Source organism: Mesohalobacter halotolerans (assembly GCF_006120725.1).
Lineage (GTDB): Bacteria > Bacteroidota > Bacteroidia > Flavobacteriales > Flavobacteriaceae > Psychroflexus > Psychroflexus halotolerans.
The window spans coordinates 311,251-328,073 of the sequence record NZ_SWMU01000003.1 but is presented as its reverse complement, the minus strand read 5'-3'; the positions used below and the strand labels follow the sequence as shown (position 1 = coordinate 328,073).

Here is a 16,823-nt window from a genome sequence, read left to right as displayed (position 1 = left end):
CTTTAATTTTTAAACTAACTAAACAATGATTAAGGATAAAAATTTAATGATGGACTACAATTACCCATTTAAGGTAAGAATTAATTTTAAGAGCATTTTCGAGCATTTTGAAAATCGCTTAAAAAAGGAAGACAATCCATTAGCTAAAAAATACATTGAACAATTTTTAGAGTATTTTGAACAATATCCTGTTTTAAAAGAAAGTATTGACGATTTTAATATTATTAAAAAATATGAAACTCAAATCAGCTATTTGTTTGATGACCTGTTTCCTAACATGTTATCAGAAAATGAAATCAAAGCGGCTTCAATTCCATATAGACATTTTGTATTTAATAAATCTAAACGCTTACAAAAAATTTTAGATAATGCAGGCTCAGATTTCGAGCTCAAAATAAGAAACTTTGATTTTAAACAAAATTACATTCATGCTTGTGTATTGATTTTAAACCACTACTACGGTTACGATATTGATTTTTTTAGACCCATTTATTACGATATTCCTGATAAAAATGGTAACATCAGACACTATAGACTGTTTATAAATGCAGATTTTGTTGAGCTCTCAAAAACTAAATCTGCACCCGAAATCAATGACGATATTGTGAGTGAATTGCTTAATAATGCAGATAACTTAGCATTATGGCAAAAGAAGTTTCCGCCCAACTCTTACAACTTTGACGGTTTTACCATTTTAAATATTACAGACGTAACTATAGATGAAGAGATTTCTAAATTTAAATCTATTTTATTGCAAGGCGCAATAGACCATCCTGAATTTACTTCAAAGTTAAGACGCATTTTTAGAAATATTTTCCAATTGGAGGATTTAGACTTTGGGTTTTCAATTTACGATGAAGAATCAAAAAACTTTTATCGGGTAAGTCAAAGCATCAATAGCTTTATTTTGGATAGTGATTTGTCTAGAAATTGCAATTCGGCGATGTGTAGCAATACTTTGCATCAACTCGTCGAAAATCAAAAACATTTTAGTATTCCTGACTTAGAGATTTACGCTGAAAACACCAACAACGACAAGCTCTCTCAAACCTTGTTAAGTAAAGGGTTTAAATCGTGTTTATTAACACCAATTACTAAAAATAAAAAGTTACTCGGTGTTTTAGGTTTAGTGTCTAAAAAGAAAAATGCCCTTAACATCATTAATGCTGAAAAACTTGAAGATTTTATCCCTAATTTACTTCTCGCCATAGAGCGTGGTATTGAGCACAAAGAAAATTTGATTAAAGCGATCATTCAGCAAGAATGCACTTCAATACACGAAAGCGTAGAGTGGAAGTTTGAAGAAGAAGCTCAAAAACTTCTTGAAGCCCGACAACAAAAACAGAATGCCACATTTAGCGATATAAAATTTGACAATGTTTATCCGCTTTTTGGACAAATTGATATCGTTAAATCTTCAAATACACGAAATGCAGCCATACAAAGAGACTTAAGTATTCAGCTTAATAAACTTTTAGATATTTTAAATTATGCCTTCGAGCATTCACCTATCATGGTGTATGAGCAGTTAAAATTTAGAATTGAAGAACTCTTAGAAGATGTCAATAAAAATTTTAATACTTCTACTGAACAAAAAATTACGGCATTTATATTTAACGATATACATCCCGTTTTAGAACAAATAAAACACGATTTACCTAATAGCCGTGAAGTAATTTCTAAATATAAAACCATGCAAGATGATAGCTCAGGCTTGGTTTATCAAGAACGTAAAGTTTATGATGATACTGTCAATTACATCAATAAAGAGTTGGCTTGTATGATAGATCATAAACAGCAACACGCACAGGAGATATTTCCGCATTATTTTGAACGTTTTAAAACTGATGGCATTGAGCATAATATGTATATCGGCAAATCCATTAGTCAAAATAAAAATTTCTCAAAAGTCATGCTCCAAAACTTAAGGTTGTGGCAAATGCAAACCATGTGTGAGATGGAAAATTTGTTTTACAATGTGCAAAAAGACAACGACTTTCAACTTGAAGCGGCTTCTTTAATTTTGGTTTACAACTCTACCTTAAGCATCCGTTACCGTGTTGATGAGAAGAAATTTGACATTGATGGCGCTTACAATGCGAGATATGAAATTGCTAAAAAACGCATCGATAAAGCCTTTATTAAAAACACGGAAGAGCGCATAACCCAAAAAGGAAAATTAGTGATTATATATAGCCAGAAAGAAGATGCCATTGAATATCAACAATACATCAAATATCTTCAAAACAAGCAATTTCTAGGTCAGGAAGTTGAGCAATTAGAATTAGAAGATTTGCAAGGCATAAGCGGTTTAAAAGCATTAAGAGTCAATATTTTGTATAATGTTTCAAAAAATGATAAGCCAATGACCTACGAAGATATATCAAAGGTGATTACATCATCCAAAAGGCCACAACAAAACTAATGACTGACAATACAATACCTATAGAAAAAGTCGTGTAAGTTAACCTGAGCAGTTTATATTTTCTTGCCAAAACAACCCCAAGTAAATAAAGGTCTTTGGTAAGGGCTTCGTATACGTAATCTTTGTCTTCTAAAATTTCATTAATCCCCCATAAATAATTATCAAAGTCCATTTTATGAAAATTGCCAAAAAACAAAATATTGACTGCACGGTTTTTGACCTGTTCTTTGGTAAATTGACCTGAAGTGACGTTAGGTCTTGTGGCTAAAATTGACAATAATATTGATGCCACGCTAAAGGCAACCAAAACTAAAGTAGGCAACATCAAATGTTGGTTTTCTGGATTATCCAGTTTAGGAATAATATTAGATAATGCTAATGAAATAATAATGGCATTAACCGATAACAATATATTGGCTTTGGTATCAGCAATATCACTCAGTTTAATATGATTACGTAAAGCCACTCTAAAGAGCGTTTGGATACTGCGTTCAGGATTATCATTCTTATACCTGGCTTTAAATTTAGCTTTTTGCTTTTCTTTTTCGAGTTTTTTCTGACGTTTATTCTTTTTATTGATGAGGTTAAGAATGTTTTCTTGTTTTTTTTCAGCCCAATTCTTTCGCGTATAATCAGTATAAAACTGATGCTTTTCAGTTAAAACTTTGAGATTTTCATCAATCCATTCGTTGACGTTAAATTTTTGTTTTTTGACTAACTTTAACTCTTGTCGGAGCAATTCTGAAACTTCCTCAAAATCTTCTGTAGCAAAATGACCACAATCAGCGTCTTTGATAATTTTTTCAGGCAAGGTTTCAGGGCTTACGCCAACTTTGGTGGCTTCAATAACATTTAAAACCTGTTTGATTTTATCATCATCATAGCCTTCATTTTTTAAAAACTCTTTAGCAATCTTTTGGCTTTCAGTCTCGTGATTATTGACATCTATACAATAACCGGTGTCGTGAAACCAAGCTGCTAATTGCAATGCTTCTTTTTCATCTTTTGTTAATTCTTCGTAACTGTTTGATATTTCCACAACACGGTTGACTACATTTTCTGTATGTTTGAGATTGTGATAAAGAAACTTACTCGGTAAATTATTATTGAAGTATTTTTTTACAAACTCCTGTGAGGTCTTGATAATATCCATGTAAATATTTTAAGTGTCGTAAGTTTTAATAATTTTAAAGACTAAATTAACCAAATTATACAATTTATGAATTTAAAATTTCTATTGTTTTCTGCTTTCATTTTTGTCTTGTCTATACATTTGTCGGCTCAAAATAATAAACTTACGACAGATGATATTGATAAAACCATTTATTTGATAGGTGATACGGGTGAAATGCAAAATGGTTTATCTGACGGCATGCAAGCTTTAAACAACTATTTCCAACAACACAAAACAGATAATGCCACGCTTGTTTTTCTTGGCGATAACATTTATCCCGATGGGTTTCCTAGCGAAAAAGGCAAATCACAGGATGTGGCTAAAAGCATTTTAGATCATCATATAGAAGTTATCAAGAGTTTTGATGGACAAACATTTTTTCTTCCCGGTAATCACGACTGGCGTAAAGAAAATATCAAACGTATTGACAATCAAAAAGATTATATAGAAGATAATTCTGATGCTGAATGGATACCTAAAGTCAGTTGTGGTATAGAGGGAGAAGACTTAACAGAAGATGTCTATCTCTTAACAGTCGATACGCAATGGTTTTTGTCTGATTGGGACAAAACCCCAAAAGTCAATAAAAAATGTGATCAGATAAAAACGAGGAAGCAATTTTTTACAGAGTTTGAAACCGAACTCAAAAAAAATCAAAACAAAACGGTTATTGTTGCTATGCATCATCCTTTACTGACTCATGGAGTTCACGGCGGTGTAATTCCTCCCAAAAAACATTTATTTCCGCTTAAAAACCCGATTCCTTTACCTGGTTTAGCTAGTGTTTTAGCCTTTGCTCGCTCTTCTGGTGTTTCTGCACAAGATGTCAATAATGCCGCTTATCAAGACATGAAAGACCGATTAGAGACAATAACTAAAAGATGGAATAAAGTGATTTTTGCTTCTGGTCATGAGCACAGCTTACAATTGATTGAAGAAGAAAGTATTCGTCAAATTGTATCTGGTTCCGGCTCTAAAACTTCCTTTGTAAAAGCCAAAACCGGAACGCAATTTAAAGCCTCTAGTCAAGGTTTTGCAAAACTAGACATTTATAAAAACGGCAAATGTGTGGTTGAATTTTATACGGCTAAAAATGGGCAACCTCAATTGGCTTACGCGCAAGAAATATTCCCGAAAAATAAAACTTTTGATAAAACACAACTAAAAAATCAATTTCCACAATTTGTAGAAACCTCTATTTATGACGTAGCAGAATTTCCCGATACCGATAAAAATAAATTTATAAGCGATACTTACAGACCTTTATACACCAAAACAATAAAGGCTAAAGTTGCATTACTAGACACACTTTATGGTGGATTAACGCCAATTCGCAAAGGCGGCGGCGTGCAAACCAAATCCCTAAGACTTAAAGATAGTCAAGGGCGTGAATACAATATCAGGGCCATCAAAAAAAATGCCTCTCAAATTTTACAATCTACTATTTTTCAAGATCAATTTATAGGCGACTTGTATGACAATACAGCGGTTGAAGATTTACTCAAAGAAATTTTAACGGGTTCACATCCTTATGGTTTTTTGGCTGTGCCAAAATTAGCAGAAGCTGCGGGAGTTTACCACACCAATCCAGAGTTGTTTTATGTCCCAAAACAAGATTGTTTGGGCGATTACAATGCTGAATATGGTAATGAAATTTATATGATTGAAGAGCGCCCGGAAGAACATTGGTTAGGTGCTGAATTCTTTGGTTCACCTAACCACGATATTGGTAGCACAGACGATCTTTATGAGAGATTGGCAAGAGACGAAAAATACAGTGTAGATGAAACACAGTATATCAAAACTCGGGTATTTGATATGTTGATAGGTGATTTTGACCGTCACCATGACCAATGGCGCTGGGCTGAAGATGAACTTGAAACTGGTCAGCACATATTTAAAGCCATTCCAAGAGATCGCGATCAAGCTTTTGCCGATTTTGATAGTAATCTATTTAATACGCTCAAATTTTTAAGCGGTTTCCCAAAACGCTATGTCAACTTTGAATCGGATATAAAACACCCTGAAGAATTTCATTTTAACGCTTTACCTCTCGACCGAACTTTATTGAGAAATTCATCTCGAGAAGATTGGTTAAAACAAGCCGAAACAATTCAAAACACAATTACACCCGAGGTCGTCGACCAAGCCTTTAATCGCTTACCAGAAGAATTGCAAGATGAAAAAACTGAAGCATTAAAAACCATGTTGCTCAAAAGAAAGGCTAACTTAAAAACGATTGTCAACAAATTTTACGATAATTTAACTAAATACACTCTACTTACGGCAACAGATAAAGATGATTACATTGATATTGAAAGTGATGACAATCAAGTTAAAGTTACAATGTATAGAAATAAGGGCGGAGATAGAGAAGATAAGTATTCTGAACGCACCTTTAAAGTTGATAAGACCAAAGAAATTTGGATTTATGCTTTACAAGATGACGATATTTTTACGTATTCAGGGATCTCTAACAAAATAAAAATCAGACTTATAGGTGGTCATGGCGATGATGAGTATAAGGTTTTAGAAAACGGAAACCACCTGAGAATATACGACCACAAATCTTTAAAAAATACCGTTACAAAAAAATCAAAAGCCAAAGTCAAATGGGATGATGATTATGTGCAAAACAATTTTGATAAAAACCGAAACATCTCTGGTATCAATAATTTTATTCCAAAAATTGGTTTTAACCCAGATGATGGCTTTTTAATCGGTGCGACAAACTCATACACTTACAAGGGGTTCTCCTTAAATCCATTTACTTATAGACACACCTTAAGTGCTGGATTTTATTTTGAGACTGAAGGCGTTGATTTAGATTATGAAGGCGAGTTTGCAAAGGTTATAGGTGATTATAATTTAGTAGTAGGTGGAAGATTTACCAGTCCAAATTTTGCAGTAAATTTCTTTGGTTTTGGCAATGATAGCCAAAACCCAGAAGATGAAATTGACAGAGATTTTAACCGTGTCCGGTATGAAAGTGTAATGGGTAAAGTAGGCTTTAGAAAAACTACCAAATACGGTTCATCTTTTACGCATTTAATCACTTTAGAAAGCATTGAAGTAGAACGCACTAATGGAAGATTTTTAGATCTTATTGGAGATGATTTACTGGCCGACGACCCTGAGTTTTTTGATAGGAAAACCTTTCTTGGCGCACAAACTGAATTCAATTTCTCAAGTCTAAATGATGCGCTTAACCCATCTAAAGGTATGAATTTTGACCTTGAAGTCGGTGCAAAGCTCAACTTAGATGATACTGATAGAGCATACGCTTTTGTCAATCCTAATTTAGAGTTTTACAATCCACTAACGCCAGATGAGCGATTAGTTTTAAGAACACAAGCTCTCTCTGAAATTAATTTTGGCAATCAATTTGAGTTTTACCAAGCGGCAAGCGCAGGAAGTCATAATGCGCTTAGGGGTTATCGTAGAAACCGATTTCTGGGTCAGCAATCCTTAATAGGTAGCGGTGATTTACGCTACAGTTTTAACCAATTTAAAACTGGTGTTGTGCCGCTTCAATTTGGGGTATTTGGCGGATATGATATTGGTCGGGTATGGTCTGATGTCAATCCAAGCGACCGTTGGAATGATAATTATGGCGGAGGCGTTTGGTTTACCGCTGCAGACTTACTCCAAGGCACATTGAACTTGTTTTACGGTGATGACGATTTGTTTTTTTCTTTTCAAGTAAATGTAAGTTTATAAAGTCCTTAAAGACTTAGCAAAAGCTAAAAACGTATGTTTGTCATGCGGTTTTATTTTTAAACTTAATTCAAAATCTCTTGCAGGATAAACCCATTATTAACGTTATCATTCCGGCACATGATGAAGCCCAATCTATTCCTAAAGTCATAGCTGATTTGCCAGATGTGGTAGATGAGGTGATTGTATGTGATAATAACTCTACCGATGATACCGCACAAATGGCCAAAGATGCCGGGGCAACAGTTTGCTTTGAATCTCAAATGGGTTATGGTCATGCGTGTTTAAAAGCCATGGCATACATCGAGTCGAAGTTTAAAAAACCGGATATTATCGTTTTTATAGATGGTGATTACAGCGATTATCCTGAGCAACTTACTGAATTAGTCCATCCAATTATTGAAAATAATTACGATTTTATAATTGGTGCTCGGGTAAAATCCTTGAGAGAAAAAGGAGCAATGACTTTGCCTCAAATATTTGGGAATTGGTTAGCTACATCTTTAATGTCCCTCATTTACAATGCTAGATTTACAGATTTAGGCCCATTTAGAGCTATTAAATACAAGCAACTTTTAGCACTTAATATGCAAGATAAAACCTATGGATGGACAGTAGAAATGCAACTTAAAGCCTTAAACCAAAAACTAAAATATAAGGAAGTACCGGTAAAATATCGCAACAGAATTGGACAGTCTAAAGTATCCGGAACACTTCAAGGTGCTGTTATGGCAGGCGTGAAAATATTGACTTGGGTGTTTAAATATGCGTTTGTAAAATAGTCAAAAAGTTCAAAAGTTTGAAGTTCGAAAGTTTGAAGTTTATCCATTCACTATTTATAAATAAGGCTCATACTTATTTTTAAATATCCAACTTGCAACATGCTGTTTTCCAACTTTTCAAGCTGTTACTTCCAACTTGCTAACTTGCCACTTACAACTTTCAAACTATCAAACAATTCCCATTTTTTTCAGCAAGAAGGATGCATTCATATTTTGACAAACGCCTTTTTTGAATTTATAGTCAAAATGTAATTCTTCATTGATGATTTCAGCGTCAAAATAAAAATTGTGCACTTGTTTTAATTGTTCTGACAATTCGCATAGACTTAAATCATGGGTGGCAATGATACCAGAACTTTTGGTTTTGACGAGTTTTTCGATAAACTGTTTTGAACCTTTGGCCTTGTCATGAGAATTGGTGCCTTTCAATATTTCGTCTAAAACGATAAAATACGTCTCCGTTTTTATATGTTCAATGATAGTTTTTAATCTTGAAAGCTCAGAAAAAAAGTAAGAGGATTCATCGCTTAAAGAATCAGATGTGCGCATGCTTGTAATTAGCTTTATGGGCTTATAAATACAATGTGATGCGCAAACGGGTAAACCGAGATTAGCCATGACAATCATCAGCGACACTGTTCTTAAAAACGTGCTTTTACCAGCCATATTAGCGCCGGTAATGATCAGGAAATCTTCATTTTGAATTTTAAAATCATTGACTACTGCTTGGTCTTTTGGTATTAAGGGATGTGTAGCTGATTGGCACTCTAAGATATGAGAGTTTTTAAGTTTGATTTCAGGAAAGCAAAAATGCGTTTGATTATAAGCCATATTGGCTAAGCTGTTTTGTGCATCAAAAAAGGCCATGACCTGAAACCATTGTTTTAATTTCTGTTTATGCAAAGACAGCCATTTTTCTATTTTGTAGCCCTGTTGCAAATCCCATAAAAACAACGCATTAAAGACAAAGCCAACCATTAAATTCTGTCTTTGTTCAAGTGCATCGATATGTCTGGTAAAACGCTTGATGGCAACAGATGCTTCTTGATTTTTAGATTTTAAGAGGGATTGTTTTTGTTTTAAGATTTCAGAATTGAAATTTTGATTTTCTACGGCGTCGATGAGTTTTTGGTATTGCCTGAATAATTCCTGAGATTTAGACGTAATTAAAGATAGTGCGTTGATTTTTTTTACATAAAATCCGGTGATGCCCAAGCCGATAAAAATCCAAAGCAAAAGTTGATAGGTGCTTATGATTTCAAACCCGTAAAGCCCGAGAACACCAAATGATAAAAGACTAAAAATGAGTCCTAGGTATTGAAAAGCTTTGGGTACAAAGTTTTTATGCTTGCTCAACGCATGAAGTATGTCATCCAATTGGTTTTGGTCTTCGAGCATTTGGGCTTCAGCAGTAAAATTTTGTCTAAATTTTACATTCTCCGAAAGTTCTTGTATTGCCTGTTGTTTTTGGTTGATATTTTGAATTTCGTTGCTTTTAAGCCAACTTGCCAATTTGGCTTCACCATGAATTAATCCGGTTCTGTTGATGAATTGAAAAAAAGAAGATTCCCCAAACAAATCGATATCTTCAGCATAGGCGTGTTCAGTGTTTTTGTAGGCTTGACCTGATTTGAAATGGCTGTAATCACCACACAAAGCTTGAATTTCGTCTTCATTGATGTCTATGATCAATTTGGTTTTTTGAAGTTTCCTTTTGAGTCTTAGGTGGTTTTTTACAAAAAACACAAAAGTTATAATAAATACCACCACAATAGCTATAACCCAAAAGGTAGAAGACCACAAAAGATATACACCTGCACAAGCCAGAAAAAATACAAAGAGTCTCAGCAGGCTGAGTTGAATAATTTTTGATTTTACAGCTTTAGCCTGTTTTTTATAGGCTTGGATTTGTGATTTATAAAATTCTATTCTTTCCATAGACTTGCAAAAGTATTATAAAATTTGAGCTTAAAACACCAAGATGGTTTCTAAAATCACAAAACTTCCTCACCCGAAACGTTTCAAAATGCCTTTTGGGTCTTTAATCCTCTTAAGTTAAATAATTCAGAGATTAAATTTATATATAACTATAAATATAGTTGTATAACTAAAAAAATAGTTATATATTTGTTTCATCAAACACAATAGGCATGGATGCATTAGAAAAATTAACCCAAAAGGAAGAAGAAGTGATGCGAGTGTTATGGGATTTAGGTAAAGCCTTTGTCAAAGACATCAAGGCTAAGCTCGAGAAAGATTATCATTACAATACCGTTTCTACCCAGATAAGGCATTTAGAAGAAAAAAACTATGTTGGCCATGAATCTTTTGGTAATACCTATAGATATTTTCCTATGGTGAAACAAGAAGATTATCAACGTGAGATGCTCAACCAAACCACTCAAAAGTTTTTTAAAGGTTCTTATAAAAATTTGGTTTCATTTTTTGCCAAAGATGAAAAAATCAGCCAAAAAGACTTAGAAGACATCTTAAAAATCATCAAAAACCAATAGTTATGGACACTTTGATCTATTTGCTGAAGGCTTCTGCCGTATTATGCTTGTTTTTTAGCATATATCATGTGTTTCTAAAGCGGGATACTTTTCATCTTTTCAAAAGATTTTACCTCATTGTTGGTTTATTCATTTCAGCAATTTTACCTGGTTTACATTATACCAAAATTGTGGTGCGAGAGCCTGCATCAAACGTATTAAACAATACGCTGGTCAATACCCAAATTACATCGGCTGAACATTCAAATCTTGCTTCATCCATCAAAGATATTTTAACTTTTTCATGGGATGAGGCGATTTTGAAGTTTTATTTTTTGGTAAGCTTAATTTTGTTGGCACGTTTAATTTTTAAATACACAAAGTTTTTATTTCAAATCTATAAAACACCTTACAAAAAGATTGATCAGCATAAAGTTCACATCGTTGAAGCAACAATCAATCCATTTTCCTTTTTCAATCATATCGTTATGGGTCAAAAGGACTATGCATCAGAAAAATTTGACATGATATTTACGCATGAAAAAGTCCATATCATCCAGTGGCATTCCATAGATATTCTTTTATCAAACCTGTTTTGCGTGCTGTTTTGGTACAATCCCTTCATGTGGTTTTATAAACAATCAATTGTGCAAAATCTCGAATATATTGCTGATAAACAATCTATTGAAACTCTAAAAGATAAACTCAAATACCAATATGTATTGCTGAGTAATAGTTTTTCAGCATCAGACCTACAAACCATAAAAACCACTTTTTTTCAATCTTCTATAAAACAACGTATCATGATGTTAAACAAATCCAACACCTCAAAAATTTATGCTCTAAAAAGCATTATTGTGCTTCCGATTTTAGTTGCATTTTTTATGAGTTTTCAGGCCAAAGTTGTCGCCCAGGAAAAGCATAAGTCTAAAACAAACACGAGAGTGGCTAATGTTAAATATTCTGATGACACCAAAACCATCACGACAGACAATAATGACAATGTAACTGATTCTTCATACAAAAGTGAAAGGATAGCTGTTAAGATTACCAAATATGCTGACCGTGAATTTTTGGACTGGACAAAGCGCTATCTTAAAAACAAATATGATATCGATGTAAACTATTCTAAAATCAAGTTCAATAAAGATAAAAAACTGACTTCCATTAAAGTGGATGTAGATTGTAATGATGGCTTCAAGGGTAGTTCAAGCCAAAAAGGATCACAACCTATATATGATTTTTATTTTTACAGGGATTATTCTGAAAATGCTAAATCTGCTTTTGGATTAAACGATGAGTTGCCATTTAGCTCAAGTGAAAAAAACGATGATTCTGTAAAGTATTCAATATCCGTTGTTTTATCGCCTGGTGATCCTTATAAAACGGAAATGAAATCTGATGTTGAAGCCGAATTAAAATCTGATTTAGAAAAATTTAAAGACATTGAAAAATTTAGAATCAATGGCGAAAATTTTGATATAAAAAATATGGTTTCAAAAGCTATCATAATGAAATCCTATCGCTTTATAGACGATAAAGCCCTTGAGATTGACGGTCAAATTATTGACCATAAAGATTACGAAAGCTATTTAAAATCAAAATTGAAAAGCTCAGGGAGCAATACCCTTAAAAACATACAGGTTTTGATGATAACAAAAAAAGCTAAACCTGTATTTTTAGATATCGAAAAATTAAGTATTGAAGAGGAATAATAATACCCTTGGTATTTCAGAATGGATTTAAATTCTCCAACCCTAAAATTACAACTCCCAAAGCCTGCAAACAGCGACTGAAAACTGTAAACGCGACTGCAAATGCGACTGTCAACTGAAAACTGTCAACTGAGAACTGTCAACTGAGAACTGTCAACTGAAAACTGTCAACTGAAAACTGTCAACTGAGAACTGTCAACTGAGAACTGTCAACTGAGAACTGTCAACTGAAAACTGTCAACTGAAAACTGTCAACTGAGAACTGTCAACTGAGAACTGTCAACTGAGAACTGTCAACTGAAAACTGTCAACTGAGAACTGTCAACTGAGAACTGCAAACTACTTAATACTCAATACCTAATACTAAATTCTCAATACTAATTCCCCTACAACACTTTTTCAAAGTTCATCACAGTTTCAATTAAAGCTAGATGAGAATAGGCTTGAGGAAAATTGCCCAGAAGTCGCTTGGTTTTGAAGTCGATATCTTCACTAAACAAACCGAGGTGATTGGAATAGCTGAGCAAAGTTTTAAACTGAGCTAAGGCTTCTTTGGTTTTACCAATTTTATTAAGGCTGTTGATATACCAAAAAGTACAAATCGTAAAAGAAGATTTAGGCAAACCAAAATCGTCCTTGTTTTTATAGCGATACAGTAGACCGTCATAGGTTAAATCTCTACCAATGGCTTCAACAGTTTTGATAAATTTGGGATGCTTTGCCTCTATAAAACCATAAGTTTCCATAAGTAAAACCGATGCATCTAGGTCTTCAGAATCATAAGATTGGGTAAAGGCTTGAACTTTGCTATTCCATGATTTTTTAAGAATATCAGATTTTATGTCTTGTTCCAATTTTTCCCAGCGGTACAATTTTGAGCTTTTCCCCAGCATTTTAGAAACTTTTATAGCCCTATCAATGGCGACCCAACATAAGACTTTTGAAAATGTGAAATGCCTATCGCCTTGTCTAAATTCCCAAATCCCTTTATCAGGCTCTTTCCAGTGATGTTTTACAACCCAAGCGATGCCCTTTGTAATGGTCCATAATTCTTCTTTGTTTTCGACATCGCATTTGTATTTCAAAAGTTCTTGGTAAATCACATCCATCAAAATGCCATAAATGTCATTTTGTTTTTGTTGATAAGCGGCGTTTCCTGTCCTGACGGGTTTAGAGTCTTCATAACCGGATAAGTGGTCTAAAACATGTTCGGTCAACTTTTTTTCCTTGTTAATGCCATACATGATTTGAAGCTTTTCATTTTTATCCGGAATCAAATCAATGATAAATTGTAAGTAGCGTTTGGCCATCCGATGGTGTCCCATTTGAGAAATAACTTTAACCACCATGGAAGCATCTCTTATCCAACAAAATCTGTAATCCCAGTTTCTAACTTCGCCAATAGTTTCTGGAAGTGAAGTGGTAGCGGCTGCTAATATGGCACCACTTTTATCGTAACTCAATAATTTTAAGGTTAAAGCACTTCTTAAAACTTCATCTTTAAAATGATTAAAATGTGGGGTTTTGTGACACCAGTCAAGCCAGTAAACTTTTGTTCTCTCATACTCCAAAGCGATACCGTTGAGGTTTGGTAAATCAATTTTTTCATTATAGCTCAATAAGAAAAATGCATTTTCTGTCAGGGTGATAGACTCAGAATGGATGATTTTGTTGTGATCTAAATTGGAATACAGAAATAAAGAATCAAAGTGCTCTTCATCTTCAATAAGCCCTACTACAAATTCTTTTTTGTCAAAAATATCTGTTTTGCCCTTGGCATATTCTAGTCGCGGTTGATAATCTACTTTTATCTTAGGTTGACCGTATAAAATCCTAATGTACCTTATAAATTCTGGTGGGGCGTGATATTCTCGATTAGGTTTTTGATATCTCGGTAAAAAATCTAAGACTTCAAACCCAGCATCCTCATTTTTAAACTGGGTTTTCAATACACAAGTATTTTTGATATAAAATTGATTTATCTCATAATCATCAGTATTTAAAAACCCAAAATGCCCGCCTTTTTCATGGTCGAGAATCTTAGCAAAAACTGAAGCAGAATCAAATTCTGGTAAACAACACCAATCTATAGAAGCTGTTTTAGAAACCAGAGCAGCTGATCGACAATTACCTATAATACCATAATCAAGATTGTTCATAAAAATAAATTGGAATTTGTGATGTAAATAAAAATCTTTCGCTAAATTAAGAGAAAAATTTTCGATAAAACAAAGTATTGCAATGAATAAAACAATAATTGTTTCAAACCGCTTACCGCTTCAAGTCAAACGTTCTGATAATGGAATAGATGTCACCCCAAGTGTTGGTGGTTTAGCTACCGGAATGAAATCGGTTCATAAAGACAGTAATGGGGTTTGGGTAGGATGGACAGGTTTGACTGATGATGAAATAGATGAAGATTTAAGGTCAAAAGTTGATATTGCAGTAAAAAAAGAGCAATGTGTAGGGGTCAATCTCACCAAAGATGACATTCAAAATTATTACTACGGCTTTAGTAATCGTACGCTGTGGCCGCTTTTTCACTATTTTCTGGAATACACAGAATTTGAAAAAGAAGCTTGGGAAAGCTACAAGCGAGTCAATGAAAAATTTGCAAAAGTTGTGATAGATCAAATTGAAGATGGCGATAAAGTTTGGGTTCACGATTACCAACTCTTATTGCTACCACAAATGATCAAAGCAGCCAAACCTGAAGTTCCCATAGGTTTCTTTCTTCACATACCATTTCCATCTTATGAAATATTCAGAACATTTCCGAAAAGAAAAGAAATTTTAGAAGGTATGCTGGGTTCTGATTTGTTAGGGTTTCATACCTACGATTACGAGCGGCATTTTTTAAGTTCGGTTAAAAGAATAGCAAACAAAGAAGTCAAGTTTAATAAAATCACGCATGATAATCGCGTCATTAAAGTAGACTCTTTTCCCATGGGAATCGACTATAAAAAATTTGAAAATGCGGCAAAAGATAATCTAAAACAAAGCAACCGACAAAAAAGCGAAGTACAGCGTAGACTAGATGAACATCTTAATGAAAGCAAATCGGCTAAAATGGTTTTATCTATAGATCGTTTGGACTACACAAAAGGAATACCCAATAGAATTCGCGCTTTTGAATATTTTTTAAATAAATACCCGGAATACAAAGAAAAAATTCGTTTAATCATGCTGGCTGTGCCTTCACGCTCCCAGGTACCACAATATCAAAAGTTAAAACGTGAAACAGACGAGTTGGTTGGTCGCATCAATGGACAATTTTCAACCGTAAGCTGGACACCGATTTGGTATTTTTTTAGGACTATGCCATTTGAAAATCTTATTGATTTGTATACCTCATCAGACGTAGCTTTGATTACTCCGGTAAGAGACGGTATGAATCTGGTCGCCAAAGAATACGTGGCTACAAGAACACAACAAGACGGAGTACTAGTACTGAGTGAGATGACTGGTGCATCTAAAGAACTTGGGGAAGCATTACAAATTAACCCCTTCAATTTTGAGGAAATAGCAGATACCTTAAAGCGCGCTTTGGAAATGCCTTTGGCAGAACAAAAAAGTAGAATGGTAAGTCTGCAAAAAAGAGTGTCAAGATACAGCGTAGAACGATGGGCAGAAGAATTTATGACAGCTTTAGATTCTTCTCAAAATGTAAGTCAGTATGTTGAAGCAGAACGCTTGAATGAAAACCATCAGGATAACATTTTAAGGTCTGTTGAAGATTCAAAATCTACGATTATATTTTTAGGATATAACGGTACTTTGGTAGATTATAAGGACAATGTTGAAGACAAAAAGCCAGATGAGGCGCTTTATGAAATTTTATCAAATGTTTCTCAAAACCCTAAACTAGAAATATGTATTACGAGTTGTAGTAAAAATGAAGATTTTCAAAAATGGTTTGCTGATACCGATTATAGACTGATATCAGACCACGGGGCATTTTATCGAAAACACAACATTTGGACAGAGCTTGAAGCTCTAAAAACAGATTGGATGGAAGATGTTATACCGGTATTGGAAACTTTTGTGGACAGAACACCGGGATCGTATTTAGATGTGAACCGATTTTCGCTAGCATGGCATTATGGTGCTGCAGATATAGAAATGGGCGAAAAACGGGTAACTGAAATCAATACCGTTTTAACAAGTTTAACCTCAAATACAGATTTATCTGTCTTTCATGGAAAGGAAGTAGTCGAAGTTAAGAGTACAAAAGTTAGTAAAGGTTACGCAGCTTTGCAGGTGCTTAAGGAAAAAACCTTTGATAACATCATAGCTATTGGCGACGACTGGACCGATGAATATATGTTTGAAGATTTGCCTGACGAGGCGCATACGATTAAAGTTGGAATTAGAAAAACCAACGCCAAATATTATGTAAAACACGTAGAGGAAGTCAGATCATTTTTAAAGGCTTTAGCAAAGCAATAAATGAGATTAAATCATTAAATAAAAAACAGTTTTTTCCATTTTAATTAAAAATATAATAAATAATATAGA

At 33.9% G+C, this 16,823-nt stretch carries 9 protein-coding genes; 6 read left to right on the top strand and 3 right to left on the bottom strand.

Annotation, left to right across the window (positions count from 1 at the left end; all coding sequences use genetic code 11):
* Nucleotides 1-25 precede the first annotated feature (25 nt).
* On the top strand, nucleotides 26-2,425 hold the full coding sequence (locus tag FCN74_RS08620; protein ID WP_246062594.1) for a GAF domain-containing protein: 2,400 nt from the start codon (nucleotides 26-28) through the stop codon (nucleotides 2,423-2,425).
* Here FCN74_RS08620 and FCN74_RS08615 read toward each other — a convergent pair.
* Nucleotides 2,394-3,578 carry a Pycsar system effector family protein gene (locus FCN74_RS08615; RefSeq protein WP_138932191.1) on the bottom strand — a complete coding sequence of 395 codons (1,185 nt, stop codon included), beginning with the start codon at nucleotides 3,576-3,578 and terminating at the stop codon, nucleotides 2,394-2,396. The genes FCN74_RS08620 and FCN74_RS08615 overlap by 32 nt on opposite strands.
* Before the next feature lie 66 nt (nucleotides 3,579-3,644).
* Here FCN74_RS08615 and FCN74_RS08610 point away from each other — a divergent pair, with 66 nt between their 5' ends.
* Complete coding sequence (locus tag FCN74_RS08610; RefSeq protein ID WP_138932190.1) at nucleotides 3,645-7,319, top strand: metallophosphoesterase; 3,675 nt, start codon at nucleotides 3,645-3,647, stop codon at nucleotides 7,317-7,319.
* Nucleotides 7,320-7,396: 77 nt separating this feature from the next.
* On the top strand, nucleotides 7,397-8,098 hold the full coding sequence (locus FCN74_RS08605; RefSeq protein WP_138932189.1) for a glycosyltransferase family 2 protein: 702 nt from the start codon (nucleotides 7,397-7,399) through the stop codon (nucleotides 8,096-8,098).
* 168 nt (nucleotides 8,099-8,266) lie between these two features.
* Here FCN74_RS08605 and FCN74_RS08600 read toward each other — a convergent pair whose 3' ends face one another.
* On the bottom strand, nucleotides 8,267-10,036 hold the full coding sequence (locus FCN74_RS08600; protein WP_138932188.1) for a MutS-related protein: 1,770 nt from the start codon (nucleotides 10,034-10,036) through the stop codon (nucleotides 8,267-8,269).
* A 212-nt stretch (nucleotides 10,037-10,248) separates the two neighbouring features.
* Here FCN74_RS08600 and FCN74_RS08595 point away from each other — a divergent pair, with 212 nt between their 5' ends.
* Both FCN74_RS08595 and FCN74_RS08590 read left to right on the top strand, forming a co-directional pair.
* Nucleotides 10,249-10,611 carry a BlaI/MecI/CopY family transcriptional regulator gene (locus FCN74_RS08595; RefSeq protein ID WP_138932187.1) on the top strand — a complete coding sequence of 121 codons (363 nt, stop codon included), beginning with the start codon at nucleotides 10,249-10,251 and terminating at the stop codon, nucleotides 10,609-10,611.
* A 2-nt stretch (nucleotides 10,612-10,613) separates the two neighbouring features.
* Entirely contained in the window at nucleotides 10,614-12,305 is a 1,692-nt protein-coding gene (locus FCN74_RS08590) for a M56 family metallopeptidase (RefSeq protein ID WP_138932186.1), read from the top strand.
* A gap of 386 nt (nucleotides 12,306-12,691) precedes the next feature.
* Here FCN74_RS08590 and FCN74_RS08585 read toward each other — a convergent pair whose 3' ends face one another.
* Entirely contained in the window at nucleotides 12,692-14,464 is a 1,773-nt protein-coding gene (locus tag FCN74_RS08585) for a glycoside hydrolase family 15 protein (RefSeq protein WP_138932185.1), read from the bottom strand.
* 82 nt (nucleotides 14,465-14,546) lie between these two features.
* On the opposite strand from FCN74_RS08585, the gene FCN74_RS08580 reads away from it, so the two are divergent.
* Nucleotides 14,547-16,754: a bifunctional alpha,alpha-trehalose-phosphate synthase (UDP-forming)/trehalose-phosphatase gene (locus tag FCN74_RS08580; protein WP_138932184.1), complete on the top strand. Its 2,208-nt coding sequence runs from the start codon at nucleotides 14,547-14,549 to the stop codon at nucleotides 16,752-16,754.
* Nucleotides 16,755-16,823: the final 69 nt, after the last annotated feature.